The following is a 26,551-nucleotide window of genomic DNA, read 5'->3' as shown; positions in this document are numbered from 1 at the left end:
TTTGATATTTGCTTTTTCATGGCGTTATTCCATTGAGTAACTACTCATTCCAATTCGTAATTTCATTCGATCTAAACCGCCCCCTATAGTCCCACTATTCCTGGTTGTTAGTGAGTTGGTGCTTGTGGACTATCTGCCCTTATTTGCTGCCATAAAAGACAGGCCTGTGCTGGTGGTTGGTACGGGTGAGATTGCCGATCGCAAAATTGCCTTCTTGCATCGTGCTGGCGCACAGGTGCAGGTCGTTACTGACGCGCAGTTCGACGAATCACAAATCGACAGCGTGGTGCTGGTGATCGCCGCAACCCCCGATCGTGAACTGAACCGTCGGGTCTCTCTGGCGGCGCAGTCCCGTTTTCGTCTGGTAAACGTGGTGGATGATCCTTCACTGTGCTCATTTATCTTCCCGTCGATTGTTGACCGCTCGCCGCTGCTGGTGGCTATCTCTTCTGGCGGCACGGCTCCGGTTCTGGCGCGCGTGCTGCGGGAAAAAATTGAAGCGCTGCTGCCCACAAGCCTCGGGCGTATGGCAGAGAAAGCCAGTTACTGGCGCAACCATCTGAAAACGCGTCTGACCAGCGTGGCCGAGCGCCGTCGCTTTTGGGAGCGCGTTTTCCGCGGCCGTTTTGCCAGCCTGATGCACGCCGGTAATGAAGCCGCGGCGCAGCAGATTCTGGAAGATGAGCTGGATAATCCCGGCAGCGGAACCGGTGAAATCATTCTGGTGGGTGCCGGGCCGGGTGATGCCGGGCTGTTAACCCTGCGTGGCCTGCAGGTGCTTCAGGATGCGGATGTCGTCTTTTACGACCACCTGGTGAGCGACGGCGTGCGCGAATTGATCCGCCGTGATGCCGAACAAATCTGCGTGGGCAAACGCGCCGGTGAACACTCCGTGCCACAGCACGATACCAATCAGATGCTGATTACGGCCGCCAGAGAAGGCAAAACCGTGGTGCGCCTGAAAGGTGGCGATCCGTTCATCTTTGGCCGTGGTGGGGAAGAGCTTCAGGCCGCTGCCGAGGCGGGCATACCGTTCCAGGTCGTGCCAGGTATTACGGCTGCTTCAGCGGTGACAGCTTACGCCGGTATCCCGCTGACCCACCGTGATTACGCCCAGAGTGTGACCTTTGTGACCGGCCACTACAAGGCCGACAGCACACCGTTTGACTGGTCGCATCTGGCCGAGAGCCGACAAACGCTGGCCATTTATATGGGCACGATGAAAGCGGCGGAAATCAGCGAACAGCTTATTCAGCATGGTCGCGATGCGACAACGCCAGTGGCCGTGATCTCTCGCGGGACGCGCGTCGACCAGCACGTTGCCACCGGCACACTACAAGACCTTGTACACCTTGCGAAAGACGCCCCTATGCCCGCCCTGATTGTGGTGGGGGAAGTGGTGCAGCTGCACAGCACGCTCGCCTGGTTTCAACACACAACCGACACAGAAGGCTTCGGCGCTTCTGTTATAAATTTGGCTTAAGGAACGGTTATGGACCAAAAACGACTGACTCACCTGCGGCAACTCGAAGCGGAGAGTATTCATATTATCCGCGAAGTGGCTGCCGAATTCTCTAACCCGGTGATGATGTACTCCATCGGTAAAGATTCCAGCGTGATGCTGCATCTGGCGCGTAAAGCGTTTTATCCGGGTACGCTGCCGTTCCCTCTGCTGCACGTAGATACCGGCTGGAAATTCCGCGAAATGTACGAATTCCGCGACCGTACCGCAAAAGCCTACGGCTGTGAGCTGCTGGTGCATAAAAACCCGGAAGGGGTGGCGATGGGCATTAACCCGTTCGTCCACGGCAGCGCCAAACACACTGATATCATGAAAACCGAAGGGCTGAAGCAGGCGCTGAACAAGTACGGTTTTGATGCGGCCTTCGGCGGCGCGCGCCGCGACGAAGAAAAATCCCGTGCCAAAGAGCGTATCTACTCCTTCCGCGACCGCTTCCACCGCTGGGACCCAAAAAACCAGCGCCCGGAGCTGTGGCACAACTATAACGGTCAGATCAACAAAGGCGAAAGTATTCGCGTCTTCCCGCTCTCCAACTGGACCGAGCTGGATATCTGGCAGTACATCTACTTGGAAAACATCGAAATCGTTCCGCTGTACCTGGCCGCTGAACGCCCGGTGCTGGAGCGTGACGGGATGCTGATGATGATCGATGACGATCGCATTGATTTGCAGCCTGGCGAAGTGATCAAAAAACAGATGGTGCGTTTCCGTACCCTCGGCTGCTGGCCGCTGACCGGCGCGGTGGAATCTAACGCGCAGACGCTGCCGGAGATCATCGAGGAGATGCTGGTGTCCACCACCAGCGAGCGACAGGGTCGTGTGATTGACCGCGACCAGGCAGGCTCCATGGAGCTGAAGAAACGTCAGGGTTATTTCTAAGGAGCCGCCATGAATACCACTATTGCTCAACAAATTGCTGATGAAGGTGGCGTTGAAGCCTACCTGCACGCGCAACAGCACAAAAGCCTGCTGCGTTTTCTGACCTGCGGCAGCGTCGATGACGGGAAAAGCACCCTGATTGGCCGCCTGCTGCACGATACGCGCCAGATTTACGAAGACCAGCTCTCTTCTCTGCACAACGACAGTAAACGCCACGGCACGCAGGGTGAAAAGCTGGATCTGGCATTATTGGTGGATGGCCTACAGGCAGAGCGCGAGCAAGGCATCACCATTGATGTCGCTTATCGTTACTTCTCTACCGAAAAGCGCAAATTTATCATCGCCGACACCCCGGGGCATGAACAGTACACCCGTAATATGGCCACCGGCGCATCGACCTGTGAGCTGGCGATCCTGCTTATCGACGCGCGTAAAGGCGTTCTGGATCAAACCCGTCGTCACAGCTTTATCTCCACGCTGCTGGGGATCAAGCACCTGGTGGTGGCAATCAATAAAATGGATCTGGTGAATTTCAGCGAAGAGAAATTCGACGAGATCCGCCAGAGCTACCTGACCTTTGCCGAACAGCTGCCGGGTAACCTGGACATCCGCTTTGTGCCGCTCTCTGCGCTGGAAGGCGATAACGTGGCTTCCCAGAGTGAGAACATGCCGTGGTACAGCGGCCCGACGCTGCTGGAAGTGCTGGAAACCGTTCAAATTCAGCGTGTGGTCGATACCCAGCCGATGCGTTTCCCGGTGCAGTACGTTAACCGTCCGAACCTCGATTTCCGCGGTTTTTCCGGCACTATTGCCTCTGGCAGTGTGAAAGTCGGGCAACGTGTGAAAGCGCTGCCTTCGGGCGTGGAGTCTTCCATTGCGCGCATCGTGACCTTCGATGGCGATCTGCCTGAGGCGGGCGCTGGTGAAGCGGTGACTCTGGTGCTGAAAGACGAAATTGATATCAGCCGCGGTGACCTGCTGGTGGATGCCCATGAAACGCTGACGGCCGTGCAGGGCGCTGCCGTGGATGTGGTATGGATGGCCGAGCAGCCGCTGAAAGCTGGCCAAAGCTACGACATCAAAATCGCCGGTAAGAAAACCCGTGCCCGCGTGGATGGCATTCAGTTCCAGGTGGATATCAACAACCTGACGCAGCGTGAAGTGGCAGAGCTGCCGCTGAACGGCATCGGTCTGGTGGATCTCACCTTTGACGAGCCGCTGGTGCTGGATCAATACCAGCAGAACCCGGTGACTGGTGGGCTTATCTTTATCGACCGACTCTCTAACGTGACCGTGGGTGCCGGGATGGTACGTGAGCCAAATGACAAGGCTGCTGTAGCCTCTGAATTCAGCGAATTTGAGCTGGAGCTGAATGCACTGGTGCGTAAGCACTTCCCGCACTGGGGCGCGCGCGATCTGCTGGGAGGCAAGTAATGGCCGCGCATGATGAGAACGTCGTCTGGCATCCTCATCCGGTGACGATTGCTCAGCGTGAACAACTCCACGGTCATCGTGGGGTTGTGCTGTGGTTTACCGGGCTGTCTGGCTCAGGGAAATCCACGGTTGCGGGGGCGCTGGAAGAGGCGTTACATCAGCAGGGGGTGAGCACCTACCTGCTGGATGGCGACAACGTGCGCCACGGCCTGTGCAGCGACTTAGGGTTCAGCGATGACGATCGTAAAGAGAATATCCGCCGGGTCGGAGAAGTGGCAGGCCTGATGGCCGATGCCGGGCTGGTGGTGCTGACCGCGTTTATCTCGCCTCACCGCGCCGAGCGCCAGATGGTGCGCGAGCGCGTGGGTCACGATCGCTTTATCGAGGTGTTTGTTGATACCCCGCTGGAAATCTGCGAAGCTCGCGATCCAAAAGGACTCTACAAAAAAGCCCGCGCGGGTGAGCTGCGAAACTTCACCGGAATTGACTCTGTATACGAAGCGCCTGAATCCCCGGAGATTCACCTGGAAGGTCAACAATTGGTAACAAATTTAGTGAGCCAATTATTAGACCTGCTCAGACGGGACGATATTATCAGATCCTGAGACGGTATCGTTCGGGAGCTGTCTTCCCGAACGATGAGTCATGGTCACAGGATTAGCTATGCGCAACAGTGAAAACTACATTATCACCACCGGGTCGGAGCCGTTATCGACCGACGACGAGACGACCTGGTCATTTCCTGGGGCCATAGTCGGCTTCGTCGCGTGGTTGCTGGCGCTGGGCATCCCTTTTCTTATCTACGGCGGTAACACGCTGTTCTTCTTTCTCTACACCTGGCCTTTCTTCCTTGCGCTGATGCCCGTTGCTGTCGTGGTCGGCATTGCGCTTCATTCGCTACTTAATGGCAAACTCTTATATAGTGCTATCGTCACGATTGTGACGGTGGTCTTGATGTTTGGTCTGTTATTTTTGTGGCTCATGGGCTAACTTCAGCCATAATTCAAACCGTAACCAACTGTGTGACGATATTGTGCAGGGCGATTCTGCGGAAAAAATGTGGTACATTTGCCCGCGATGTTGCGGCATCTCTGTAACCCCGGCGAAGAGTCCCGGGGAAAGTTATGGGATGATGATGCCGTTTTTCAGGGGGCAGGATGGGTAAACTAACGCTGCTGTTGCTGGCTTTGCTGGTCTGGCTGCAATATTCGCTGTGGTTCGGTAAGAACGGCCTACACGACTATAGCCGGGTGAGCGATGACGTCGCGGCTCAGCAGGCAACAAACGCCAAACTTAAGGCGCGAAACGATCAACTCTTTGCTGAAATTGATGACCTCAATGGCGGGCAAGAGGCGATTGAGGAACGCGCACGCAATGAACTCAGTATGACTAAGCCGGGCGAAACGTTTTATCGTCTGGTACCGGATGCGTCTAAACGCAATCAGGGCTCAGCACAAAACAATCGATAATCAGGCCCAGGATTACGACATGGCAGTTACTTTTTCGGACGTATGCGCCGTGGTGCCAGCCGCAGGTTTCGGCCGGCGTATGCAGACAGAATGTCCAAAGCAATACCTCTCAATTGGCGATAAAACGATCCTTGAGCACTCCGTGGCGGCGCTGCTGGCGCATCCACGGGTGACGCGCGTCGTTATCGCCATCAGCCCCGGCGATGTTCGTTTTTCCGAACTGCCGCTGGCGAATCACCCGCAAATTACCGTTGTTGATGGCGGCGCAGAGCGCGCCGACTCCGTGCTGGCGGGCATTCAGGCTGCCGCTGGCGCGCAGTGGGTGCTGGTGCATGACGCCGCTCGTCCGTGCCTGCATCAGGACGACCTTGCACGCCTGCTGGCGCTGAGCGAAACAAGCACGGTAGGCGGTATTCTGGCCGCGCCGGTGCGCGACACCATGAAACGTGCCGAACCGGGCAAACAGGCGATCGCGCATACCGTTGAGCGCGTTGATTTGTGGCACGCGCTGACGCCGCAGTTTTTCCCCCGCGAGTTACTCCACGATTGCTTAACGCGTGCGCTTAAAGAAGGTGCGATCATCACTGATGAAGCCTCGGCGCTGGAGTATTGCGGTTTTCACCCCGAGCTGATTGAAGGACGTGCTGATAATATAAAAGTGACACGTCCTGAAGATTTACAGCTCGCGGAATTTTATCTTACCCGTTCGACCCATCAGGAGAAGGCATAATGCGAATTGGACACGGTTTTGATGTACACGCCTTTGGCGGAGAAGGCCCAATTATCATTGGCGGCGTACGTATTCCTTATGAAAAAGGGCTGCTGGCGCATTCTGATGGCGACGTGGCGCTGCACGCATTAACCGATGCGCTGCTGGGCGCTGCCGCTCTGGGTGATATCGGCAAGCTGTTCCCGGACACTGACCCGGCGTTCAAAGGGGCTGACAGCCGCGCGCTGCTGCGCGAAGCCTGGCGTCGCATTCAGGCTAAAGGCTACACCCTCGGCAACGTCGACGTGACGATCATCGCTCAGGCGCCGAAAATGCTGCCGCACATCCCGCAGATGCGCGTATTTATTGCCGAAGATCTGGGCTGTCATATGGATGACGTTAACGTGAAAGCCACCACCACCGAAAAACTCGGCTTTACCGGCCGCGGTGAAGGTATCGCCTGTGAGGCCGTGGCGCTTCTGGTGAAGGCGGCAAAATGACAGACTTCGACAACCTGACGTACCTGTACGGCAAACCTCTGGGTAACGGCGTGCTGAAAGCCAGCCCGGAAGATTTCGTCGTGGTCGAGGATTTAGGTTTCGCACCGGACGGGGAAGGCGAGCACATCCTGGTCCGCATCCTGAAAAACGGCTGCAATACCCGCTTTGTGGCGGATGCGCTGGCTAAATTTCTGAAAATCCACGCCCGTGAGGTGAGCTTTGCCGGTCAAAAAGATAAACACGCGGTCACGGAGCAATGGCTCTGCGCGCGAGTCCCGGGCAACGGGATGCCGGATTTAAGCAAGTTTGAGCTTGAAGGCTGTAAAGTGCTGGAATATGCCCGCCATAAGCGCAAACTGCGCCTGGGGGCACTGAAAGGTAACGACTTCACGCTGGTACTACGTGAGGTCACGAAGCGCGACGACGTTGAAAAACGGCTGAATGCCATTCGCGAGCAGGGCGTGCCGAACTACTTTGGTGCGCAGCGTTTCGGTATTGGCGGCAGTAACCTTCAGGGCGCGCTGCGCTGGGCGCAAAGCGATGCCCCGGTTCGTGACAGGAATAAACGCAGTTTTTGGTTGTCGGCAGCCCGAAGCGCGTTGTTTAATCAAATTGTGAGCGAAAGACTGAAAAAAACGGACGCGAATCAAGTTGTTGTCGGCGATGCGCTACAATTAGCGGGACGCGGGAGCTGGTTTGTGGCAACGGCCGAAGAAATGGCCGATGTGCAGTCGCGCGTGGAGGCCAAATCTCTGATGATTACCGCTGCATTGCCCGGTACGGGCGAGTGGGGAACTCAGGGCGAAGCGCTGGCCGCTGAGCAGTCAGCCGTGGCGGATGCGCCAGAATTACAATCATTGCTGGTGCGGGAAAAAGTCGAAGCAGCACGCCGCGCGATGCTGCTCTACCCGCAACAGTTGAGCTGGAACTGGTGGGATGATGTAACCGTCGAGTTACGCTTCTGGCTGCCGGCAGGTAGCTTTGCCACCAGTGTTGTCAGGGAACTTATCAACACGTCGGGTGACTATGCGAATATTGCTGAGTAACGATGATGGGATCCACGCCCCAGGCATTCAGACGCTGGCGAAAGCCCTGCGTGAATTTGCCGATGTGCAGGTTGTGGCGCCCGATCGTAACCGCAGTGGGGCGTCTAACTCATTGACGCTGGAGTCGTCGCTTCGCACTTTTACCTTTGAAAATGGCGACATTTCTGTCCAGATGGGCACGCCGACGGACTGCGTGTTTTTGGGCGTGAATGCGCTTATGCGCCCGCGTCCGGATATCGTCGTATCCGGTATCAATGCAGGCCCGAATCTGGGGGATGATGTTATTTATTCCGGCACGGTTGCTGCCGCAATGGAGGGCCGCCATCTGGGATTTCCCGCGCTGGCAGTCTCGTTAAACGGCCATAAGCATTACGACACGGCAGCGGCAGTCACCTGTTCCATTTTGCGCGCGCTCAGCCGTGAACCGTTGCGTACGGGTCGTATTCTCAATATCAACGTTCCTGACCTGCCTCTGGATGAAATCAAAGGTATTCGCGTAACCCGTTGCGGGAGCCGCCATCCGGCCGATCAGGTGATCCCGCAGCAGGATCCGCGTGGCAATACGCTTTACTGGATTGGGCCGCCGGGCGAAAAACACGATGCCGGGCCGGATACCGATTTCGCCGCGGTGGATGAAGGGTACGTTTCGGTTACGCCATTGCACGTAGATTTAACCGCTTATAACGCGCATGATGTGGTGTCGGGCTGGTTGGATCGCGTTGGGGTGAACACGCAATGGTAAGCAAACGTGTACAAACTCTTCTGGAACAATTACGCGCTCAGGGGATCGCTGACGAGCATGTGCTGGATGCGCTCGCCCAGGTTCCGCGTGAGAAATTTGTAGACGAGGCGTTTGAACACAAAGCGTGGGAAAACGTGGCGCTGCCGATCGGGCAGGGTCAGACTATTTCGCAGCCCTACATGGTAGCGCGCATGACGGAATTACTGGAACTGACGCCAGAATCCCGCGTGCTGGAGATTGGCACCGGGTCGGGTTATCAAACCGCGATCCTGGCGCATCTGGTTCACCATGTCTGTTCGGTCGAGCGAATTAAAGGTTTACAGTGGCAGGCGCGTCGTCGCCTGAAACAACTTGATTTACATAATGTTTCGACACGTCATGGTGATGGGTGGCAGGGTTGGCAGGCTCGCGCCCCGTTTGACGCCATTATCGTGACGGCAGCGCCGCCTGAGATCCCGGCAGCCCTCTTATCGCAGCTGGATGAAGGCGGTATTCTTGTCCTGCCCGTGGGTGACGAACAGCAGCTTCTGAAGCGCGTTCGTCGGCGTGGCGGCGAGTTTATTATCGATACTGTGGAAGCCGTGCGCTTTGTGCCTCTTGTGAAGGGAGAACTGGCCTGAGACTCAGAATTATCCAGGGTTATTAAGGCAAATTCAGCGTATGGTGTGGCGCAAAAGGTTCGTGCCATCACGGTTATTTTTAAGTCACTGGTAGTTAACACATTCCTGGGGGATAAATGAGCGCGGGAAGCCCAAAATTCACCATCAGCCGTGTTGCGGCATTATCACTGGTTTCGCTATGGCTGGCAGGCTGTTCAAGTTCTGGTAACGCACCTGCGCCGGTCAGCTCGGTAGGCGGGAACAGCAGCTCGGGTAGTACGTCCGGCGGAATGTTGATTACCCCTCCACCTAAAATGGGCACATCAACGGTTCAACAGACGCCGCAAATTCAGCCCGTTCAGCGCCCGGTTTCGCAACCGACACAGATTCAGCCTGTGGAACAACCGGTGCAGACCGAAAATGGCCGCATCGTGTATAACCGAAAGTACGGGAATATTCCTAAAGGTAGCTATACCGGTGGCAGTACCTACACCGTGAAACGCGGCGATACGCTGTTCTATATTGCCTGGATCACCGGGAACGATTTCCGTGACCTGGCGCAGCGCAATAACGTCCAGGCGCCGTACGGCCTGGAAGTGGGGCAAACGCTCCAGGTTGGCAACGCGACAGGCACGCCGCTCACGCCTGGCAACACGGTTTCAGCGGCCGACGTGACCGCGCAAAACAACAGTGTGAAGCCTGCACAAAAATCCAGCACAGTGGTTGCTTCGCAACCAGTAATTACGTATTCTGAGGATTCAGGTGATCAGAGTGCTAACAAAATGTTGCCGAATAATAAAGGGACTGCGACGACTGTCACAGCACCGGTTACGGCACCTGTGGTTAGCTCTATCGAACCGACTGCCAGCAGTACGTCCACCAGTTCGCCAATTTCTGCATGGCGCTGGCCAACTGACGGCAAGGTTATCGAGAACTTCTCTTCTACCGAAGGTGGGAATAAAGGGATCGATATCGCAGGGAGTAAGGGACAGGCTATCATCGCGACCGCAGACGGGCGCGTTGTGTATGCCGGTAACGCTCTGCGCGGTTACGGTAATCTAATTATCATCAAACATAACGATGATTACCTGAGTGCCTACGCCCATAACGATACAATGCTGGTCCGGGAACAACAAGAAGTTAAGGCGGGGCAAAAAATAGCTACCATGGGTAGCACCGGCACCAGTTCTACACGCTTGCATTTTGAAATTCGTTACAAGGGGAAATCCGTAAACCCGCTGCAGTATTTACCGCAGCGATAATTTGACGGGACATGCCAGCCAGGGTGTCTCGTTCAGGGATCACGGGTAGGAGCCACCTTATGAGTCAGAATACGCTGAAAGTTCATGATTTAAATGAAGATGCGGAATTTGATGAGAACGGAGCAGAGGCTTTTGACGAAAAAGCCTTAGTAGAAGAGGAACCCAGTGATAACGATTTAGCTGAAGAAGAGCTGCTATCGCAGGGTGCCACACAGCGTGTACTGGACGCGACTCAGCTTTACCTTGGGGAGATCGGTTACTCCCCACTGTTAACGGCCGAAGAAGAAGTCTATTTCGCACGTCGTGCTTTGCGTGGTGATGTAGCCTCACGTCGTCGCATGATTGAAAGTAACTTGCGTCTGGTCGTGAAGATTGCCCGTCGTTACGGCAATCGTGGTCTGGCTTTGCTGGACCTGATTGAAGAGGGCAACTTAGGGCTTATCCGCGCAGTAGAGAAGTTTGACCCGGAACGCGGGTTCCGCTTCTCCACCTACGCGACCTGGTGGATTCGTCAGACCATCGAACGGGCTATTATGAACCAGACCCGTACGATCCGCCTGCCGATTCACATCGTCAAAGAGTTGAACGTCTATCTGCGTACCGCGCGCGAGTTGTCCCATAAACTGGACCACGAGCCAAGTGCGGAAGAGATTGCCGAGCAACTGGATAAACCGGTTGATGACGTAAGCCGTATGCTGCGTCTCAACGAGCGCATTACCTCAGTTGACACCCCGTTGGGTGGCGACTCCGAAAAAGCGCTGCTGGACATCCTGGCCGATGAAAAAGACAACGGCCCGGAAGACACCACGCAGGACGATGACATGAAACAGAGCATCGTCAAATGGCTGTTCGAACTGAACGCCAAACAGCGTGAAGTGCTGGCACGTCGTTTCGGTTTACTGGGGTATGAAGCTGCGACACTGGAAGACGTCGGCCGTGAAATTGGCCTGACCCGTGAACGTGTTCGTCAGATTCAGGTTGAAGGTCTGCGTCGCCTGCGGGAGATCCTGCAAGGGCAAGGACTGAACATCGAAGCGCTGTTCCGCGAATAAGCAACTTTTCGTCAAAAAAAGGCCCGTCGTGAGACGGGCCTTTTTCTTTTGCGCTATGGCTGCGCTGTTTCGTGTAACAGCCGCCACATTATCTTATCGCCATCCTGATTAAGCACCGCAGTTGACCAGCGCACGTTGACGGGCAGGTCCGGGCGCGTCTGGGTTTCACGGTAATGAAGCACCGCCCCGTTGTCCCAGGTTTGCAGCGTGGTTAACTCATCAATGACGATTTTCAGACCCGGGCGGCTTCCACCCAGGCTTTCAAAGAAACTTGCCAGCGCCGCGTGATCAAAGTGCGCGCCGGACGGGGCAATCATCATAAAGTCCTGGCGGAAGCGGGCGAGCAGCGCGGGAAAATCCCCTTCACCCCGGCCAAGCCAGTCCTCTATGGCGACATGCGCATCGATAATTTCGCTTTCGTAATTTGTCATGCTTATTCCTTCATCATCTTGTGGATCAACTCGGCGAACTGCTGGCGTTCGTTATCGGTCAGGCGTCCTAAGAATGCCTCATCAACGCGATTGCCCACGGGTTTGCTGCTTGCAAGCAGGGCTTCACCTTCTGGCGTCAAAAAGACAAAACGACGGCGCTTGTCCGCAGGATCGTGTTCGCGTTTCACCAGCCCGCGCGTTTCCATGCGGCTCAGCATTTCTGCGAGTGTGGCTTTAGTGCTGACCGCAACTTCGGTCAGGGCCACCTGCTCGATACCCGGGTTTTCAGCCACAGAGCGCATCACCGCATACTGTGGCTTAGTGAGCTCCGGTAATGCTTGCTGCCATTGGGCAGTATGCTGTTGAAAAAGCTGACGTAACAGGTGGAACGCTTCTTGTCTCAGTTCCATGAACTCTCCGGCATAAAAATGACGTCTCTATAATATCCGTTATCTCTGGGGATTTTAACGCGACCATTTTTAACATTTTGTGTGATCGTGTGCGAACGATATTGTCAGGTTAAGGATCCGGGCGTAGTTTACATAATATGTTCGTATGCGAACGAAATGGCGAGGTTAAGCATGAGATTGATCGTTGGGATGACAGGGGCGACTGGCGCACCACTCGGCGTGGCGCTGCTTCAGGCGCTGCGCGATATGCCAGAAGTGGAGACGCATCTGGTGATGTCGAAGTGGGCAAAAACAACCATTGAGCTGGAAACGCCGTATTCCGCCCAGGACGTTGCTGCCCTCGCGGATGTTGTCCACAGCCCGGCCGATCAGGCCGCGACTATCTCGTCCGGCTCGTTTCGTACCGACGGCATGATTGTTATTCCATGCAGCATGAAGACCCTTGCCGGTATCCGCGCAGGCTACGCCGAAGGGCTTGTGGGACGCGCTGCTGATGTGGTGATGAAAGAGGGACGCAAGCTGGTGCTGGTTCCGCGTGAAACCCCGCTCAGTACGATCCATCTGGAGAACATGCTCGCACTTTCCCGTATGGGCGTGGCAATGGTGCCGCCTATGCCCGCGTATTACAACCACCCGCAAACCGCCGATGACATTACCCAGCATATTGTGACGCGAGTGCTTGACCAGTTTGGTCTGGAGCATAAAAAAGCGCGCCGCTGGAACGGGTTGCAGGAGGCCAGACATTTTTCACAGGAGAACAAAGATGGCATTTGATGATTTGAGAAGCTTCCTCCAGGCGCTCGATGAGCAAGGGCAGCTGTTGAAAATTGAGGAAGAGGTCAACGCTGAACCCGATCTGGCGGCAGCGGCCAATGCCACCGGGCGTATTGGCGACGGCGCACCGGCACTGTGGTTTGACAATATTCGCGGCTTTACCGACGCCCGCGTGGTGATGAACACCATCGGCTCCTGGCAAAACCATGCGATTTCAATGGGGCTGCCAGCAAATACGCCGGTGAAGAGCCAGATAGACGAATTTATTCGCCGCTGGGATAAATTCCCCGTTGCACCTGAGCGCCGCGCAAACCCGGCGTGGGCCGAAAATACGGTCGATGGGGAGGACATTAACCTGTTCGATATTTTGCCGCTGTTTCGCCTGAACGACGGTGACGGTGGTTTTTACCTTGATAAAGCCTGCGTGGTATCACGCGATCCGCTGGACCCGGACCATTTCGGCAAGCAGAACGTCGGGATCTACCGTATGGAGGTCAAGGGCAAGCGCAAGCTGGGCCTGCAACCTGTTCCTATGCACGATATCGCTCTGCACCTGCATAAAGCAGAAGAGCGCGGGGAGGATCTGCCGATTGCGATCACGCTGGGCAATGATCCGATTATTACCCTGATGGGGGCAACGCCGCTGAAATATGACCAGTCTGAATATGAAATGGCCGGCGCGCTTCGTGAAAGCCCGTATCCCATCGCGACCGCACCGCTGACCGGGTTCGACGTGCCGTGGGGCTCTGAAGTGATCCTCGAAGGGGTGATTGAGGGGCGCAAACGTGAAATCGAGGGGCCGTTCGGTGAATTTACCGGTCACTATTCCGGTGGCCGTAATATGACCGTCGTGCGTATTGATAAAGTCTCTTATCGCACTAAACCCATTTTTGAATCGCTCTATCTCGGGATGCCGTGGACGGAAATTGACTACCTGATGGGCCCGGCAACCTGCGTGCCGCTTTACCAGCAGCTTAAAGCTGAATTCCCGGAAGTACAGGCGGTGAATGCCATGTACACCCACGGTCTGCTGGCGATTATCTCCACCAAAAAGCGTTACGGCGGTTTTGCCCGTGCCGTGGGATTACGTGCCATGACCACGCCACACGGACTGGGTTACGTAAAGATGGTGATTATGGTGGATGAGGATGTCGATCCGTTTAATCTGCCGCAGGTGATGTGGGCGCTGTCATCGAAAGTTAACCCTGCGGGGGACCTGGTGCAGCTGCCAAACATGTCGGTACTTGAACTCGACCCTGGCTCCAGCCCGGCAGGGATCACCGACAAGCTGATCATCGATGCCACCACGCCTGTCGCACCGGACAACCGTGGCCACTATAGCCAGCCGGTACAGGATTTACCTGAAACCAAAGCCTGGGCTGAAAAACTGACCGCGATGCTCGCAGCTCGCCAATAAGGAGGAAAACATGATTTGTCCACGTTGTGCCGATGAGCATATTGAAGTGATGGCGACATCCCCGGTGAAGGATGTCTGGACTGTCTACCAGTGCCAGCATTGTCTGTATACCTGGCGTGATACTGAACCGCTACGCCGTACCAGCCGTGAGCACTACCCGGAAGCGTTTCGAATGACGCAGAAGGATATTGATGACGCACCGCAGCTGCCGACTATTCCGCCGCTGCTGTAAAAAAGCCGGGTGGCGGCTTTGCCTTACCCGGCCTACAAAACCCCTGGGCCCGGTGGCGCTCTGCAAAACCCGTAGGCCCGGTGGCGCGGGCTTACCCGGTCTGCAAAACCCGTAGGCCCGGTAAGCGTAGCGCCACCGGGCAATAATCCGCAGAAGTCTTAAACCAAACTCTTCAGGCGGTATATCCACTCCAGCGCCTGACGCGGCGTCAGAGAATCCGGGTCGAGATTTTCCAGTGCTTCCATGGCTGGGGATGTCTCTTCCGCAGGCATCAGCAGTGACATCTGCGTCCCGTCAACCTGCGTCGCCGCAGCGTTAGGTGACAGGCTCTCCAGCTCACGCAGTTTCTGACGTGCACGTTTGATGACCTCTTTCGGCACCCCAGCCAGCGCCGCAACGGCCAGACCATAGCTCTTGCTGGCTGCGCCATCCTGCACCGTATGCATAAAGGCGATGGTATCGCCGTGCTCCAGCGCATCGAGGTGGACGTTTGCCACGCCTTCCATTTTCTCTGGCAGCTGAGTCAGTTCAAAGTAGTGGGTCGCAAACAACGTCATCGCCTTGATTTTGTTCGCCAGGTTTTCAGCACACGCCCATGCCAGTGACAGGCCGTCATAGGTTGAGGTGCCTCGTCCTACTTCATCCATCAACACCAGGCTGTGTTCCGTTGCGTTATGCAGGATGTTGGCCGTTTCGGTCATCTCCACCATAAAGGTTGAGCGCCCGCTTGCCAGATCGTCCGCGGCACCCACACGGGTAAATATGCGGTCAATCGGGCCAATCTCGACTTTTTGCGCCGGAACGTAGCTGCCGATATGGGCCAGAAGCGCAATCAGCGCAGTCTGGCGCATGTAAGTACTTTTACCGCCCATGTTCGGGCCGGTAATGATCAGCATTCTCCGCTGTGGCGACAGGCTCAGTGGGTTGGCGATGAATGGCTCGTTCAGCACCTGTTCTACCACCGGGTGACGCCCTTCGGTAATGCGAATGCCGGGTTTGTCGGTAAAGGTCGGGCAGGTGTAGTTGAGCGCATCGGCACGTTCGGCCAGGTTTACCAGCACATCCAGTTCTGCCAGCGCGCCAGCACTTAATTGCAGGTCGGCAAGGTGCGGCATCAGCATGTCGAACAGCTCGTCGTACAGCTGTTTTTCCAGCGCCAGCGCTTTGCCTTTCGAGGTGAGAACTTTGTCCTCATACTCTTTCAGTTCAGGGATGATGTAGCGTTCGGCATTTTTCAGCGTCTGGCGGCGCACGTAGTGGATAGGCGCCATATGGCTCTGTCCACGACTGATCTGAATATAGTATCCGTGAACCGCGTTATAGCCCACTTTCAGGGTGTCGAGACCCAGACGCTCACGCTCGCGGATTTCCAGTTTATCGAGGTAATCCGTTGCGCCGTCTGCCAGCGCGCGCCATTCGTCCAGCTCTTCGTTGTAACCCGGAGCGATAACACCGCCGTCGCGCACCAGTACCGGTGGCGCGTCAATGATGGCGCGTTCGAGCAGTTCACGCAGTTCTGTAAACTCGCCCATGGTTTCCCGCAGCTTTTGCACCGGTGTGCTGTTCACTTCGGCAAGCTGAGCGCGCAGCTCAGGCAATTGCTGGAAAGCGTGGCGCATTCGCGCCAAATCTCGCGGGCGCGCTGTGCGCAAGGCCAGACGCGCCAGAATACGTTCCAGATCGCCAACCTGGCGCAGCACCGGCTGTAATTCGCTAAAGCGATCCTGCAAGGCGGCGATGGTTTGCTGGCGGCCGATCAGCGTTTCCGTATTGCGGATAGGCATGTGCAGCCAGCGCTTGAGCATTCGGCTGCCCATCGGGGTAACCGTGCTGTCGAGCACCGAAGCCAGGGTGTTTTCCACGCCACCCGCCAGATTCTGGGTGATCTCCAGGTTACGGCGTGTTGCGGCATCCATAATGATGCTGTCCTGCTGACGCTCCATGGTGATTGAGCGGATATGCGGCAGGGCAGTACGCTGGGTATCTTTCACATATTGCAGCAGACAACCCGCAGCGCACAGGCCGCGCGGCGCATTTTCAACACCAAAACCGATCAGGTCACGCGTACCAAATTGCAGGTTTAGCTGCTGACGCGCGGTATCAATTTCGAATTCCCATAAAGGACGACGGCGTAATCCACGACGGCCTTCAATCAGCGACGTTTCCGCAAAATCTTCGGCATAAAGCAGCTCCGCGGGATTTGTACGCTGCAATTCGGCTGCCATTGTTTCGCGGTCTGCCGGTTCGCTCAGGCGAAAACGCCCGGAGCTGATATCCAGCGTGGCGTAGCCAAAACCTTTGCTGTCCTGCCAGAGGGCGGCCAGCAGGTTATCCTGGCGCTCCTGCAACAGGGCTTCATCACTGATGGTCCCGGGCGTGACGATACGCACGACTTTACGCTCTACCGGGCCTTTTGAGGTGGCCGGGTCGCCAATCTGTTCGCAAATGGCGACGGATTCGCCCTGGTTCACCAGCTTCGCCAGGTAGTTTTCAACCGCGTGATGCGGAATACCCGCCATCGGGATAGGTTCACCTGCCGATGCGCCACGCTTGGTCAGGGAGATGTCGAGCAGCTGCGATGCGCGTTTTGCATCGTCATAAAAAAGCTCGTAAAAATCGCCCATACGATAAAACAGCAGGATTTCCGGATGCTGAGCTTTAAGCTTCAGGTACTGCTGCATCATCGGCGTATGTGCGTCGAAATTGTCGATTGTGGTCATGGAGTTATGATATCCATTTCTTTGATAATATTGAGCTTTGAGCGGCTCATTGGCCGTTAGTTCCCTCTATTGTCGCATGAAAAAATGGCGCGGCGCAGAAAAATGTCGCGTGTTTACGAGACGCCTTCCGCCATTAACTCAATGACGATTTTTCCATGTTCAACACCCACTCTTACCTGTGAGTTTGTGGTAAATCCGGCTTTTTCCAGCCAGTCCCCTTTCAGGCTTAGCGCTGCGTGGACGCTATAGCGGGTCGGGATTTTGGTTTTACGGTCTTCGTGACGCTTTCTGAAGTAACCGACCTTCAGGTGGCGATAGGGTTTGGTGATAGCGATCTCTTGCATACGCGCTCCGGTAGTTAAGCACAACGTGACGATGATATTTACTGGATAAAATACCAGTAAATATCGCGACGGGCAGGGGTAAAACTGGAAGGCGTCTTCAGCAAATGGAATGCAACGGCTGAAATCGTGTGCATAAAAGGGTATTATAAATGCATGTTATTGTTGGGTGATCCACCATGTCTGGAAAACGCATCGCACGAGAAAAAGAGACGATCGGTAAAATGATCGCGCTGTATGAGAACAAGTGCCCGCAGGCTTTGAAAGAAGAGGGGCATTATCAGGCGCTTAATGCTTATGCAGATAAACGCCTGGATAAATGTGTTTTTGGTGAGGAGAAGCCCGCCTGCAAGCAGTGCCCCGTCCACTGCTACCAGCCGGCAAAACGTGAAGAGATGAAACAGGTGATGCGCTGGGCGGGGCCACGAATGCTCTGGCGACACCCCATCCTGACTATCCGTCATCTGATTGACGATCGCCGCCCGGTTCCTGAATTACCGGAAAAATACCGGCCGAAAAAAGAGTAAACCTAAACCCGGGTAGCCAGTGCTGCACGCATCGGGTGGCAGATGAACACCAGGGCCACTGCGCTGCATAAAGGGAAAAACGCCAGCTGTAACCACGGGAAAATGGCCTGAGGTGACGGCGTTAGCGCGTGATCCAGTTGGCTGCCGAACAGTAAATTCCCCGCCAGCACCGCGCAGCCCCCGGCGGTGGAGAGCGCGCCATAGTGAGCGCCAAGCGTGGACTCTTTCGCAAACCACGGGATGAGATCTTTCGCGGCCGGCACCAGCAGCATTTGCCCGCACGTCAGTAGCGTCACAAAGCACCCCGCAGGCAGAAGCCTCAGCCAGCCTTCCGGTGGCGGGTGGGCGGCAAACAGGGCCACGCTCGCAAACGATGCCGACAGCAGCAGAAACCCCGCCGGTAAGACTCTGACAGCCCCCATCCGACGGGCGAAACGCGCAAGCGGCAGCTGAAACAGGATGATCAGCACCGACGCCAGCATAAAGAGCGGGCCAAGATCTTTCTCACTGCCGCCAGCGCGCTCAATTTCCACCGGCAGCGCCAGATAAAGCTGGTTGTAACTCAACAGCCACGAACTGTAGGCGATAATAAAAGCGACAAATCGCGGCTGGCGGAACGTGCTCCACCACGGCTGGATCTCCAGCGTTTGCTTACTGTGCTGCGCAGGAGGAAGGCAAAAAAACAACACGATCAGCGCAACCACAAAGACGCCTGCACCTGCCAGAGCAATCTGGCGAAAGCCAAGCCCGGTAAGCAGGGCGCCAGCCACCGGGCCGAGTACGGCGCCCAGTTCACCGCATACGGCAAACAGCGCAAACCACTCTGCGCGGCTGCGCTTGCCCTTTGCTTCACTCTGCGTTCCCGCTTTTGCCAGCAGCGCTTCAATGGACGGAGAGAAAAGCGCACCGCCGATACCCGTCAGACACGCACCCAGAATGATGGGCCACAGGGACTGGCCAAACGCCAGCAGAAGATACCCCGCGATGCGGACAAGGCAGCCGCACAGGATAATCAACCGGGCACCAAACCGGTCGGAAAGTGCGCCGCCGACGATAAACATGCCCTGCTGCGAGAACGTGCGCAGCCCAAGAACCAGCCCGATAAGTCCGCCGGAGAGCATCAAATCGTCACGCAGGAAAATCGCCAGAAAGGGGACAACCGCATAAAAGCCAATATTAAAAACGAACTGGCTGCCCAGTAATACGGGCGGCCAGAGCGTTGTCGCGGGGCGTAGAGAAAACAGGGACATGCGTATTACCCGGCGTTAAACAATAAAGTGGATATGCTTTTTGCCATGGTATGCAGAGATCTCAATTTTGGTTTTGACCCGGAACACTTCCCAGAGCAGCTCTTCGCTCAGGATTTCCTGCGGTGTCCCGGTGGCGATGATTTGCCCTTTTTGCATCACAATCAGCGAATCACAAAACATCGCTGCGTGGTTGAGGTCGTGGATCGCCACAATGCTGGTTACCGGCAGCTCGCTTATCAGATGCATCAGCTGGATCTGGTGATGAATATCCAGGTGGTTGGTCGGTTCATCCAGCAGGATTTCGGTAGGCGATTGCGCCAGAGCACGGGCAATATGCACGCGCTGGCGCTCCCCGCCGGATAAGCTCAGCCAGCCTTGTTCGCTGCGATCCAGCATATCGACACGTTGCAGGGCGGAGGTGACGGTTTCGTCATCCTGCGCGCTCCAGTTGGAGAAGGGCGAATGGTGCGGAATACGCCCCAGTTTCACCACATCACGCACCCGCATGTTGGCATCGGTCATGCCATGCTGTTCAACGAATGCCACGCGGCGGGCAAGCTGCTTTTTGGGCATCCGAGCGATGTTATGCCCGTCAAGCTTCACGCAACCGGCATCCGGGCGACGCAGTCCCGCCAGCACGCGTAAAAGTGACGATTTACCACAGCCGTTAGGGCCCAGCAGCCCAACGGTTTCCCCGCGCGCGATGTTCAGCGAGACATCGTTGACGATGACTTTATTGCCTACCTTCCAGGTGATATTTTCAGCGGTGATACTCATCACTTATTCCTTGAACGGTAGATGATAACAGCAAAGAAAGGCACCCCAACCAGCGCGGTGACCACGCCTACAGGCAGGCTTTGCGGCGCAATCAGTAAACGCGACGCAATATCTGCCAGCACCATCAGAATGGCGCCGGCCAGCGCGCTGGCGATAAGCAGGATGCGATGCAATGGCCCAAAGAAGAAGCGCATCACATGCGGCACAACCAGCCCGACAAAGCCGATGGAGCCTGCCATGCTGACAATGGTGGCGGTGATGAGCGCAGTCGTGGTGAACAGGATCAGGCGTACCCAGGGCACGGCAATGCCCAGTGACGCGGCAGCGTCATCGCCAAAGGTAAAGGCATCCAGCGCGCGCGAGTAATAAAGGCACACCGCCAGCCCGGCCAGAACAACCACCAGAGCGAGCTGAAACTCAGGCCATCTCACGCCACTGAAGCTGCCCAGCAGCCAGAACATCACATCGCGAGCCTGCTGCGCGCTTGCCGAGGTGCTGATGGTGTAAGCGGTAATGGCGTTGAAAAGTTGAGACGCCGCAACCCCCGCCAGAATGGTGCGTTCGTTGCCACCGCGCGCGCCATTCGTCAGGAACGCCACGAAGACAAAGGCGGCAAACGCCCCGGCAAATGCGCCCGCCGAGAGGGACACCGCGCCGGTGCCGATACCTAATACCACCACCGAGACTGCGCCCGTTGAGGCCCCCGCAGACACGCCAAGCACGTAAGGCTCAGCCAGCGCGTTCTTCAACAGGCTTTGCAGCACCGCCCCGCAAATAGCGAGGCCCGCGCCGCAGCACGCCGCTACCAGCGCACGACTCAGGCGAAAATCCCAAATCACGCTTTCATAAATGCGGTTAAGCGGGACTGCGGTCAGCCCCATTTTATTGCTGATGGCGTAAAAGACGTTTTGCAGTGGAATAGAAAGCTCACCCACGCTGACGCCAACGGCGATCACCAGGAACAACAGCACGATGGAAAGCAAACACGAGGTTGTCAGGATGAATCCTTGTCGCGCTTGTTGAACAACAGCGGTCATCAGTTAAGCCCCAGTTTTCTGAGCTGCTCGCCCACCTGTTCAGCACCGTAGAGGGTACGAATGGTCGGGTTCATTGCCTGGCCGTCCATCACGACGATGTGACCTTTTTTAACGGCATCCATCTGGCTGACGGCAGGATCGCTTTTCAGGAATTTGATTTTTTCCTCTGCGTTATCGAGTGCCCAGCGGTTGCGGTCCAGGCTGGAAACGACAATCACATCCGGGTTAGCGGCGATAACGCTTTCCCAGCTCACCGTTGGCCACTCTGTTTCAGAGGTAATGGCATTATGCCCACCCAGAACGTTGGCAATAAAACCGGATGCACTGTTTTTACCGCCGACGTAGGCATCAGCAGAAGGTGAGGCGCTGGAGAACCAGAAGACAAACGAAAGGTCTTTTTTATTCTTGCCAAACTCAGCGCGCAGATCGTTTTCACGTTTTTTAAAGTCGGCAATTAGTGCTTCACCGCGAGGCTGCACATTAAAAATGGCGGCGAAATCTTCAATCTCTTTATAGAGATAGGTCATATCCCACAGCTTCTGGCGGCTGCCGTACATATCACCGGCGGCTTTTTTGGTGGCGCACATGCCAGGGGATAAATAGCTGTTGACCCCCACGGTGGCCAGGTCTTCGCGTTTTGCGACTTTACTTTCTGGCCCCAGCAGCAGCGGCAGCTGTGCAGGCACGAAATCAGGGTTCTGGGCGAGAATGGATTCAAGGGTCGGGATTTCTACCGTCAGCGTTTTAATTTTTGCATTTTGCTCAGCCAGCGCCGGTAACACTTTTGTGGGCCAGAATGCACTGGCGGTGACATTATTTTGCAGGCCTAACAGTAAGAGGATCTCGACGGTATTTTGCCCCAGGGCAACAACGCGCTCGGGCGCTTTGGTGAATGTTTCTTTATATCCGCAGTTTTCAAGAGTGAGAGGATATGTTGTTGCCAGAGCAGAACCGACCGATGCGAACGCCATTCCCAGCGCGCAGATGACCTTTTTCATGAAACGCTACCCTTCATTTATTGTATTTTTAATGCAAATGAAACTCATTATTAAGGCGGAATTTTATACAGAGGAAAATATATTGTGTCAATGAGGGACAATTTCGCAGAGTGACAAAGGGCGGCATCAGGAAACACCGCCCGGCAAGACAAGTTACACCAGGCTCTCTTTATCAATACCCAGTCGCTTCATTCGTGAAAGCAGCGTGGTCCGTTTCAGGCCCAGACGCTGCGCAGCGCCTTTCGGCCCCGCAACGACGCCGTTGGTTTCTTTCAGCACGCGCATAATCAGCTGGAATTCGTCTTCGCCCGCCTGTGCTACTTCTGCCGCGACCAGCGGTTCTTCTGGCATCGTCACTTCGGGCAGCGAGAGTTGCAACACGCTGCCGCGCGTCAGTAACACGGCACGTTCAATGACGTTTTCCAGTTCGCGCACGTTGCCCGGCCACTCCATTGACGAAAGCGTGCGCAGCGTTTCGGCAGGAATGCTGTCGATACTGCGCCCCATCCGGCGGGCAATCTTCGCGGTAAAGGCTTTCACCAGCAGCGGAATATCCTCCGGGCGCTCCCGCAGCGGCGGCAGATAAATCGGGAAGACGTTCAGACGATAATAGAGGTCGCTGCGAAATTCGCGGTCTGCGACCATTTTTTTCAGATCGCGGTTGGTGGCGGCAATCAACCGCACGTCTGTCTGAATAAGCTTATTGCTGCCCAGGCGTTCAAACTCCTGTTCCTGCAACACGCGCAGCAGCTTGGGCTGGAGCTCCAGCGGCATATCGCCCACTTCGTCCAGGAACAGCGAGCTTTTATCCGCCAGCTCAAAGCGACCCAGCCGCTGGCTGCTGGCGCCAGTGAAGGCACCGCGTTCATGGCCAAAGAGATCGCTTTCCAGCAGGCCCGCAGGCATGGCGGCGCAGTTCATCTTCACCATCCGGCGGCTGTTGCGGTTGCTGAGATTGTGGATCGCGCGGGCAATTAACTCTTTGCCCGTCCCGGTTTCCCCCAGGATTAGCACCGTGCTGTCGCTTTGCGCCACCATCTCGACCTGCTTGAGCACGCTGTACATCGCTTCGCTGCGACCGATGATTTCACCGAACTCGCTGTCGACGTTGTTGAGCTGTTCCGTCAGGGCCAGGTTTTCATCCACCAGCCGCTCTTTCAGGCGATGAATTTCCTGATAAGCCAGCGCGTTATCAAGCGCAATGGAAATACGTTCGGCAATCTGGCGCAGTAGTTTCAGGTTGGCGGTGTTGAACACGCCTTCTTCACACTGTGCCAGCTTCAGCACGCCCAGCATGGTATTGCCGGACATCAGCGGGAGCAGGCACAGCGTCTGGATCTTGTTGCCCCAGGTGTTAAACAGTAATCGTTCGTAGGGTGCCAGTGCATCGTGTTCGTTCAGATTGAGCAGCAGGATCTCTTTGCTCTTAAACACGCGTTCAGAAAGGGTTCCCGCTTCATCCACCTCGCTCTGCTCGTGAGCCGGATTGGCTTCGTCGAGATAGTGCGTTGAGTAGATGTTCAGTTTGCCCTTACGATGGCCCCGCAGCGCGATGCTGATCGCATCAATTTTGAAATAGTGGTGGATCTCTTTAGAGACTTCGCTGACCAGCTCGTCCATATCCAGGCGCGAGAGCACGGCGTTAGTGATCGCCACCAGAATGCGGAAGTTGTCGCGTTCACGGCTGAGCAGGTCGTAGTCGACATTGTTGGTCACCCGGTTCTGGATCTGCTCTGCCACCACGCCCACAATCTGGGTAAAGGTATGCAGACGCTCGTACTCCGCCTCGCTCCAGGGCTGGTTCGTCTTGCGGATAAATTCGCAGCCACCAAAAATATGCCCTTCAGCCGCCAGCGGCAGCAGGCAGTAGTGCCCGAAAGGACGATACAGGTTGCTCTCTGCAAGCATCGGCCAGGCCTGGCGAAACTCGTCGAAGCTGCAATGCAGGGCTTCAGGGCGGGAGAGGATCCGCCGCACCGGGCCATGAGCCAGGATCGTTTCATCTTCGTACTGAAAGGGTTTGCCGTTGTCGTGCGCGGAAAAATAGCTCGCGCGATGACTCCCGCTATGCCAGAGCACAATGGCAGCGCTGTCCGCCAGTGCCGACTGCCTGACCAGCCGCGTCAGGGCGTCGCTCAGCGAGCCGAGGTCCGGCTGCTGTAAAAGAGTGCGCGTAATGTCGAACAGGCCCTGCTGTCCAAGATCGCTCATCGGTGTATACGGCATCATTGCTTTCCAATTGAAACTGGCAAAAAAAGGGAAAATCCTGTGCTGCCCGCTGTTGGCGCGGTTCTAGCAAATTCGGGGTAAAGGTTCGGCGTGCGGCAGATCCAGCGTACGTTTAACGCCGTAAAGCCCGGTCAGGCGCACCCCTTTGCGCTCAACCACTTCACCGATAATCGCGGCTTCTTTCCCTGAGGGATGATCACGTAGCTGTGCCAGTACCGCTTCGGCGGCATGGCGTTCCACGCCGATAACCAGCTTGCCTTCATTGGCAAAGTTTAGCGGGTCCAGCCCAAGCAGTTCACAAAGCCCGCGTACTGCGGGTTTGACTGGTAGTCCGCGCTCGGTCAGTTCAATACCGCATCCGCTGCTTGCCGCGAACTCATGCACCACCGCATTAACGCCGCCGCGCGTGGCATCGCGCAGGGCTTTTACGCCCTGACATGAACGCAGGGTCTGAATAAGCGGGGTCAGCACGGCACAGTCGCTACGCAATTCGCCATCCAGCCCCAGACCTTCGCGCAGGTTGAGTATAGTCGCGCCGTGGCAGCCCAGCGTTCCGCTGACCAGCAACACGTCACCCGGGGTCAATTGCCCCGCACCCCAGTGAATATCGGCAGGAATTGCCCCCATTCCGGCGGTGTTGATGAACAGTTTGTCAGCCGCACCGCGCTGGACTACTTTGGTGTCCCCGGTCACGATGGCGATCCCTGCTTCCTGCGCAGTGGATGCCATGCTGGCGACAACGGCCTTCAGGGTGTCCATTGGCAGCCCTTCTTCAAGGATAAAGCCGCAGGAGAGAAAGCGCGGAATGGCGCCGCTGACCGCCACATCGTTTGCAGTACCGCAGACGGCCAGCTTGCCGATATCACCGCCAGGGAAGAACAGCGGATCAATAACGTAGCTGTCGGTAGAAAACGCCAGCCTGTCGCCCTGAGCGGTGAGGGTAGAGAGAGCAATGCGCGCCTGGTCTTCCTGCTCGGCCAGCCAGGGATTGTTAAAGGCGTCCATAAACAGCTGATTAATCAGCTGCTGCATGGCTTGTCCGCCGCTACCGTGCGCCATTTCTACCCTGTTCATACTTCACACTCCTGATTGCGATACTGATACCACGCAGCGCACGCGCCTTCTGATGAAACCATCAGTGCGCCAAATGCAGTTTGCGGGTTACAGGTGTTGCCAAATAACGGGCATTGATGTGGTTTGCATTTACCGGTGAGTACGTCGCCACAGCGGGCGCGGGGATCGTCGCAAACCTGTTGCGGTTGCGGGTGGAAATGGGCTTCGGCGTCGAACGCACGGTATGCAGACGTCAGGCGCACACCCGATTCGGCAATCAATCCCAGGCCGCGCCACTCGCTGTCACCTTCCACACTGAAAACCTCAGCAATGGCTTTTTGGGCAAGCACATTCCCGGCATCCGGGACCACGCGGCGATACTGATTTTCCACCGTACTCAGGGCTGCTATTTTCTGCTCAACCAGCATGGTCACGCCTTGCAGTAGATCAAGAGGTTCGAAACCAGCGACCACTAAAGGACGATCAAAGTCGCTGGCGATGAACCCGTAAGCCTCTGTACCGATGACCATGCTGACGTGCCCTGGCGCCAGAAACGCATCAATGCCGTTGCCCGGCTCTTCCAGCAGGCTGCGCAGGGTCGGGATAAGCGTAATGTGTTGGCAAAAAAAGAAAAAATTGCTGATGTTGCGCGCTTTGGCCTGCTGTAAGGTGATGGCCGTTGCAGGCATGGTGGTTTCAAAGCCCAGGCCGAAAAAGACGACTTTTTGCGTGGGATTGTCGGCGGCAAGCGTTAAGGCATCCATCGGGGAATAGACGATACGCACGTCCGCTCCCCGCGCTCTGGCCTGGAGTAACGAGCCATTTTTCCCCGGCACGCGCATGGCGTCGCCGAAGGTACAGAAAATAACGTCAGGCTGGCTGGCAATCTCGATACAGCTGTCGATGCGCCCCATTGGCAGTACGCACACCGGGCAGCCCGGGCCGTGAATAAACTCGATGTTGTCCGGCAACAGCTGGTCGAGGCCAAATTTAAAGATGGCGTGGGTATGCCCGCCGCACACCTCCATGATGCGCAGCGGTTTTTCAGCGGTGTAGCGCAGATGTTTTGCCCGCATTTTCAGGTGTTCAATAAGCTGCATCACCTGTTCGGGCGCGCGATATTCATCAACATAGCGCATGG

General features: G+C 56.1%; 29 protein-coding genes. 17 read left to right on the top strand and 12 right to left on the bottom strand.

The window, feature by feature from the left end; genetic code table 11:
* Positions 1–133: 133 nt before the first annotated feature.
* The 11 genes from cysG to N1249_RS17415 all read left to right on the top strand — a co-directional run bounded on the left by cysG (position 134) and on the right by N1249_RS17415 (position 8,921).
* Entirely contained in the window at positions 134–1,483 is a 1,350-nt protein-coding gene (gene cysG / locus N1249_RS17465) for a siroheme synthase CysG (protein WP_259838207.1), read from the top strand.
* A gap of 9 nt (positions 1,484–1,492) precedes the next feature.
* Positions 1,493–2,401: a sulfate adenylyltransferase subunit CysD gene (gene cysD, locus N1249_RS17460; RefSeq protein ID WP_008499613.1), complete on the top strand. Its 909-nt coding sequence runs from the start codon at positions 1,493–1,495 to the stop codon at positions 2,399–2,401.
* A 9-nt stretch (positions 2,402–2,410) separates the two neighbouring features.
* Positions 2,411–3,835 carry a sulfate adenylyltransferase subunit CysN gene (gene cysN, locus N1249_RS17455; protein ID WP_259831609.1) on the top strand — a complete coding sequence of 475 codons (1,425 nt, stop codon included), beginning with the start codon at positions 2,411–2,413 and terminating at the stop codon, positions 3,833–3,835.
* The gene (gene cysC / locus N1249_RS17450) at positions 3,835–4,440 is read left to right on the top strand and encodes an adenylyl-sulfate kinase (RefSeq protein WP_259831607.1); all 606 of its coding nucleotides are present in this window, start codon (positions 3,835–3,837) and stop codon (positions 4,438–4,440) included. Before cysN ends, cysC begins: the two co-directional genes overlap by 1 nt.
* A 58-nt stretch (positions 4,441–4,498) precedes the next feature.
* The gene (locus N1249_RS17445) at positions 4,499–4,825 is read left to right on the top strand and encodes a DUF3561 family protein (protein WP_166717716.1); all 327 of its coding nucleotides are present in this window, start codon (positions 4,499–4,501) and stop codon (positions 4,823–4,825) included.
* A gap of 167 nt (positions 4,826–4,992) precedes the next feature.
* Positions 4,993–5,304 carry a cell division protein FtsB gene (gene ftsB / locus N1249_RS17440; protein ID WP_003862095.1) on the top strand — a complete coding sequence of 104 codons (312 nt, stop codon included), beginning with the start codon at positions 4,993–4,995 and terminating at the stop codon, positions 5,302–5,304.
* A 19-nt stretch (positions 5,305–5,323) separates the two neighbouring features.
* A complete protein-coding gene (gene ispD / locus N1249_RS17435) occupies positions 5,324–6,034 on the top strand; it encodes a 2-C-methyl-D-erythritol 4-phosphate cytidylyltransferase (RefSeq protein ID WP_259831605.1) in 711 nt (236 codons plus the stop codon).
* A complete protein-coding gene (ispF, locus tag N1249_RS17430) occupies positions 6,034–6,513 on the top strand; it encodes a 2-C-methyl-D-erythritol 2,4-cyclodiphosphate synthase (protein WP_043956768.1) in 480 nt (159 codons plus the stop codon). Before ispD ends, ispF begins: the two co-directional genes overlap by 1 nt.
* Positions 6,510–7,559: a tRNA pseudouridine(13) synthase TruD gene (truD, locus tag N1249_RS17425; RefSeq protein WP_259831593.1), complete on the top strand. Its 1,050-nt coding sequence runs from the start codon at positions 6,510–6,512 to the stop codon at positions 7,557–7,559. The genes ispF and truD overlap by 4 nt, the downstream gene beginning before the upstream one ends.
* The gene (surE, locus tag N1249_RS17420; protein ID WP_259831591.1) at positions 7,540–8,301 is read left to right on the top strand and encodes a 5'/3'-nucleotidase SurE; all 762 of its coding nucleotides are present in this window, start codon (positions 7,540–7,542) and stop codon (positions 8,299–8,301) included. Before truD ends, surE begins: the two co-directional genes overlap by 20 nt.
* Complete coding sequence (locus tag N1249_RS17415) at positions 8,295–8,921, top strand: protein-L-isoaspartate(D-aspartate) O-methyltransferase (protein WP_014071545.1); 627 nt, start codon at positions 8,295–8,297, stop codon at positions 8,919–8,921. Before surE ends, N1249_RS17415 begins: the two co-directional genes overlap by 7 nt.
* 94 nt (positions 8,922–9,015) lie before the next feature.
* Here N1249_RS17415 and N1249_RS23225 read toward each other — a convergent pair whose 3' ends face one another.
* On the bottom strand, positions 9,016–9,147 hold the full coding sequence (locus N1249_RS23225; protein ID WP_306674094.1) for a peptidase: 132 nt from the start codon (positions 9,145–9,147) through the stop codon (positions 9,016–9,018).
* On the opposite strand from N1249_RS23225, the gene nlpD reads away from it, so the two are divergent.
* Together nlpD and rpoS are read left to right on the top strand one after the other, a co-directional pair.
* Positions 9,089–10,162 carry a murein hydrolase activator NlpD gene (nlpD, locus tag N1249_RS17410; RefSeq protein ID WP_306674095.1) on the top strand — a complete coding sequence of 358 codons (1,074 nt, stop codon included), beginning with the start codon at positions 9,089–9,091 and terminating at the stop codon, positions 10,160–10,162. The genes N1249_RS23225 and nlpD overlap by 59 nt on opposite strands.
* Positions 10,163–10,221: 59 nt before the next feature.
* Positions 10,222–11,214, top strand: a complete 993-nt coding sequence (gene rpoS / locus N1249_RS17405) for an RNA polymerase sigma factor RpoS (RefSeq protein ID WP_013098493.1) — start codon at positions 10,222–10,224, stop codon at positions 11,212–11,214.
* A 53-nt stretch (positions 11,215–11,267) separates the two neighbouring features.
* Here the strand turns inward: rpoS and N1249_RS17400 are convergent, their stop codons facing one another.
* Complete coding sequence (locus N1249_RS17400) at positions 11,268–11,645, bottom strand: DUF4440 domain-containing protein (RefSeq protein WP_259831583.1); 378 nt, start codon at positions 11,643–11,645, stop codon at positions 11,268–11,270.
* A 2-nt stretch (positions 11,646–11,647) separates the two neighbouring features.
* Positions 11,648–12,055 (bottom strand): MarR family winged helix-turn-helix transcriptional regulator, encoded by a 408-nt coding sequence (locus N1249_RS17395; RefSeq protein WP_259831580.1) that lies wholly within the window; start codon positions 12,053–12,055, stop codon positions 11,648–11,650.
* Between the two features lie 171 nt (positions 12,056–12,226).
* On the opposite strand from N1249_RS17395, the gene N1249_RS17390 reads away from it, so the two are divergent.
* Genes N1249_RS17390 through N1249_RS17380 form a run of 3 tightly spaced genes read left to right on the top strand, consistent with a single transcriptional unit; the run spans position 12,227 to position 14,478 of the window.
* Positions 12,227–12,829, top strand: a complete 603-nt coding sequence (locus N1249_RS17390) for a non-oxidative hydroxyarylic acid decarboxylases subunit B (RefSeq protein ID WP_259831578.1) — start codon at positions 12,227–12,229, stop codon at positions 12,827–12,829.
* Complete coding sequence (locus tag N1249_RS17385) at positions 12,819–14,246, top strand: non-oxidative hydroxyarylic acid decarboxylases subunit C (protein WP_166717616.1); 1,428 nt, start codon at positions 12,819–12,821, stop codon at positions 14,244–14,246. The genes N1249_RS17390 and N1249_RS17385 overlap by 11 nt, the downstream gene beginning before the upstream one ends.
* Before the next feature lie 10 nt (positions 14,247–14,256).
* Positions 14,257–14,478, top strand: coding sequence for a non-oxidative hydroxyarylic acid decarboxylases subunit D (locus tag N1249_RS17380; protein ID WP_259831575.1), 222 nt, complete (start codon positions 14,257–14,259; stop codon positions 14,476–14,478).
* A gap of 158 nt (positions 14,479–14,636) precedes the next feature.
* On the opposite strand, the gene mutS is transcribed toward N1249_RS17380, so the two are convergent.
* Both mutS and N1249_RS17370 read right to left on the bottom strand, forming a co-directional pair.
* On the bottom strand, positions 14,637–17,198 hold the full coding sequence (mutS, locus tag N1249_RS17375; protein ID WP_259831573.1) for a DNA mismatch repair protein MutS: 2,562 nt from the start codon (positions 17,196–17,198) through the stop codon (positions 14,637–14,639).
* A gap of 113 nt (positions 17,199–17,311) precedes the next feature.
* On the bottom strand, positions 17,312–17,542 hold the full coding sequence (locus N1249_RS17370; RefSeq protein WP_014071537.1) for a SymE family type I addiction module toxin: 231 nt from the start codon (positions 17,540–17,542) through the stop codon (positions 17,312–17,314).
* A 176-nt stretch (positions 17,543–17,718) separates the two neighbouring features.
* Between N1249_RS17370 and N1249_RS17365 the strand changes: the two genes are divergently transcribed.
* Positions 17,719–18,066, top strand: coding sequence for a nitrous oxide-stimulated promoter family protein (locus N1249_RS17365; RefSeq protein WP_259831571.1), 348 nt, complete (start codon positions 17,719–17,721; stop codon positions 18,064–18,066).
* A 2-nt stretch (positions 18,067–18,068) separates the two neighbouring features.
* On the opposite strand, the gene N1249_RS17360 is transcribed toward N1249_RS17365, so the two are convergent.
* From N1249_RS17360 to hypD, 7 genes are all read right to left on the bottom strand, one after another.
* Positions 18,069–19,316: an MFS transporter gene (locus tag N1249_RS17360; protein WP_259831569.1), complete on the bottom strand. Its 1,248-nt coding sequence runs from the start codon at positions 19,314–19,316 to the stop codon at positions 18,069–18,071.
* Positions 19,317–19,331: 15 nt separating this feature from the next.
* Positions 19,332–20,093 (bottom strand): ABC transporter ATP-binding protein, encoded by a 762-nt coding sequence (locus N1249_RS17355; RefSeq protein WP_259831568.1) that lies wholly within the window; start codon positions 20,091–20,093, stop codon positions 19,332–19,334.
* On the bottom strand, positions 20,093–21,130 hold the full coding sequence (locus tag N1249_RS17350) for an iron ABC transporter permease (RefSeq protein WP_014071533.1): 1,038 nt from the start codon (positions 21,128–21,130) through the stop codon (positions 20,093–20,095). The genes N1249_RS17355 and N1249_RS17350 overlap by 1 nt, the downstream gene beginning before the upstream one ends.
* Positions 21,130–22,128, bottom strand: coding sequence for an ABC transporter substrate-binding protein (locus tag N1249_RS17345; protein ID WP_259831566.1), 999 nt, complete (start codon positions 22,126–22,128; stop codon positions 21,130–21,132). Before N1249_RS17345 ends, N1249_RS17350 begins: the two co-directional genes overlap by 1 nt.
* A gap of 153 nt (positions 22,129–22,281) precedes the next feature.
* Positions 22,282–24,354, bottom strand: a complete 2,073-nt coding sequence (gene flhA, locus N1249_RS17340; RefSeq protein ID WP_259838204.1) for a formate hydrogenlyase transcriptional activator FlhA — start codon at positions 24,352–24,354, stop codon at positions 22,282–22,284.
* A 66-nt stretch (positions 24,355–24,420) separates the two neighbouring features.
* On the bottom strand, positions 24,421–25,431 hold the full coding sequence (hypE, locus tag N1249_RS17335; protein ID WP_259831563.1) for a hydrogenase expression/formation protein HypE: 1,011 nt from the start codon (positions 25,429–25,431) through the stop codon (positions 24,421–24,423).
* Positions 25,428–26,549 (bottom strand): hydrogenase formation protein HypD, encoded by a 1,122-nt coding sequence (hypD, locus tag N1249_RS17330; RefSeq protein ID WP_259831561.1) that lies wholly within the window; start codon positions 26,547–26,549, stop codon positions 25,428–25,430. Before hypD ends, hypE begins: the two co-directional genes overlap by 4 nt.
* Between the last annotated feature and the right edge of the window lie 2 nt (positions 26,550–26,551).

Origin of the sequence: Enterobacter sp. CP102, assembly GCF_025152625.1 — a bacterium.
Classification (GTDB): Bacteria; Pseudomonadota; Gammaproteobacteria; order Enterobacterales; family Enterobacteriaceae; genus Enterobacter; species Enterobacter soli.
Note: the sequence above shows the minus strand (reverse complement) of the source record. Positions and strands in the feature narration are given on the sequence as shown.